At 65.2% G+C, this 2,362-nt stretch carries 2 protein-coding genes, 1 tRNA gene and 1 pseudogene; 1 reads left to right on the plus strand and 3 read right to left on the minus strand.

Features of this window, described 5'->3' with window-relative positions:
- The 3 genes and pseudogenes from AC31A1_RS50245 to AC31A1_RS50255 form a co-directional block, all read right to left on the minus strand.
- Window positions 1-125: pseudogene (locus tag AC31A1_RS50245) on the minus strand (DNA-directed RNA polymerase subunit alpha); the annotation flags it as partial.
- A gap of 520 nt (window positions 126-645) precedes the next feature.
- A complete protein-coding gene (locus AC31A1_RS50250) occupies window positions 646-864 on the minus strand; it encodes a hypothetical protein (protein WP_401936762.1) in 219 nt (72 codons plus the stop codon).
- 699 nt (window positions 865-1,563) lie between these two features.
- A tRNA-Arg gene (locus tag AC31A1_RS50255) sits at window positions 1,564-1,635 on the minus strand.
- Between the two features lie 197 nt (window positions 1,636-1,832).
- Between AC31A1_RS50255 and AC31A1_RS50260 the strand changes: the two genes are divergently transcribed.
- A complete protein-coding gene (locus AC31A1_RS50260; protein WP_489659731.1) occupies window positions 1,833-2,303 on the plus strand; it encodes a response regulator in 471 nt (156 codons plus the stop codon).
- Window positions 2,304-2,362 lie beyond the last annotated feature (59 nt).

Genomic DNA, 2,362 nt, shown 5'->3' on the forward strand with positions numbered 1-2,362 from the left:
AGCGTACGACGCAGGGAGTTGCCGAGGGTGTAGCCGAAGCCCGGCTCCAGCGGCTCGATCACGAACCGGGAGCGGAACTCGTCGACGACCTCTTCGGTCAGGGACGGACGCTGAGCAATGAGCACGGGGTGTTGCCTCCATTTTCGGCGCCCGCTATTTGACGCCGTAGACCCTACGAAGGGTACGGGGCGACACGAGGCGATACGGTCTCCGCAGAGGCAGAACCGCCCGACTCCAACCCAGCGAGGAGACTTCGGGCCCCGCTCCTCCAGCAGTCCCACGGCCGCCGATTCGGGAAGCGGCTGGGGTGGACGTCTGTGTCCGTGAGCCTGTGCCTACGTGACTGAAAGTCGGCTGGAGAACGGTCAGTGCCGGAATGTCGCCGGGTTCCTGCGGGGCGGCTGGGGAGGGGCGCGGCGAGGGTCTTGTCGGTGACAGGGTCGCCGACGGCAGTGTCCCAGCCGCCTCCGTCGGTGAGGTCGGCCAGCAGGTTCTGGAGCACGAGGGCTGCAGTGGTACCGGTCGCGGTGGGGTGCCACATGCTGTCGGAGAGAGGTCCGGGAGATCTCGGCCTCCGCCCGTGTGGAGCGGGTACTGGGGAAGCCCCCTGAGGGGCAGCCGGTTCCGGCCGCCCCTCCTGGGTGGCTATGGGGTGCGCTTGAGGTGGGAAAGAACGCCCATGCCTCCGCTGAAGGCAGCAGCGAAGGCACTGCCGCTCGCACCGAAGGTCGCGAGGGGGTTGCCGTGGAAAGCCATCACCACGATGACCGCGACGAGAGAAACCACAACAGCACAGAGACTGACGATCGCAACATCACGCCCGGGGTGCGTACAGGCGAGTTGCTGCGTCGAGTTGGCCGGCACTCGGTACCTCCATTGACTTGTTCGCTATCTCCGCTGGATCTGGACGCACTTGACCTGGGTCAAGTGGTCTCCGGCGGTACGCAGCGGGGCTTAGGTCGCCCCGGAACAGCCGTTCGGCTGTGTCCACGTATGAAGCGACGAAGTCAAGGAGCCTCCTGTGAGTAGTGGGCGGGACGACTCTAGCGATCCGTCAACTCTGCTGCAACGGCTGGTCGTTCAGCATCACGGGCGGAGTGCAGGCGTCGTCCCGGCAAGCAGATCGGGCAGTCGCGCTGCTGGCGCTCCTTGCTCACATCACCGGATGTCTCCGCGGCTTGCAGTCCGCCCAGTGGCCATCGAACATCAGTTGTGTGTTCGATGGCGCAAGCGGAGCAGCGGGCATTCAGGCGGAAACGGCAACGACCCACCAGACCGTGTGCGCTTTGGTGTGCTCTTCGGCACGTTCAGGCAGGTCGCATGGGGTATTCGAGCGAAAGTGGCACCGGTGCCCGAGGTATTCGGCGCGGTCGGTATTTGGTGACGTGTATCGCCAACCGGTCCTTGGTGAAGGGCCTTTGAACTGCGGAAACGCGTCAGAAGGAGAGCGCGGAAGTCGGTACATCGCTCAGAAAGAGCAACGGTCAAAAGGCCGTGTGCGTTTTGACGTGAACGCAAAAACTCCCGACCTGTATTTCTGCAGGTCAGGAGCTTTTCCCGGAGTGCCCCCGGCAGGATTCGAACCTGCGCACACGGCTCCGGAGGCCGTTGCTCTATCCCCTGAGCTACGGGGGCGTGTCCGTCGCGGTGATCGCGGCGACGGGTAGAACCCTACCAGCTCCCTACGGGTGTCCATGAACAGGTTTCTCGGTGATCAGGGAGGTGGGCGGGAAGGCTTGCTGGGTCGCTCGCAGGGGGTGGAAGTGGGGAAAACCCGGACGCGGTGGCCGGTCCGGACCTACTCTCAAGTTGTGCCAGGCGCGTCGGGTCGGGTGCTTGTTGTGGACGACAACAAGGTCATCCGGCAGTTGATCAGGGTCAATCTCGAACTGGAGGGTTTCGAGGTCGTGACCGCGGCCGATGGTGCCGAGTGTCTGGACGTGATTCATCAAGTGCGGCCTGATGTCGTGACCCTCGACGTCGTCATGCCTCGGCTGGACGGGCTGCGGACTGCCGCCCGGCTGCGCAGCGATCCCCGGACCCGTGATCTGCCCCTCGCCATCGTCAGCGCCTGCACCCAGTACGAGGTCGAGAGCGGGCTCGATGTCGGCGTCGACGCGTTTCTCGCCAAGCCCTTCGAACCTGCCGAACTCATCGCTCTCGTACGGCAGTTGATCGAGCGGGGGCGGCGTGAGCCGCAGGATCCGTGTGAGCCGGCCGACGGCCTCTCCATCGGTGGTGCCTTCGGTGCCGGAGCTGGTGAGGGTGAGCGGGCTGGGCGGGGCGGGCGTAGCGGCGGCTGAGGCAGAGACTGCCTCCCGGCTCGCGAGTTGTCGCCACCGCCACTTGTAGGTCCCCTTAC

This window comes from Streptomyces sp. P5F9 (assembly GCF_057961495.1).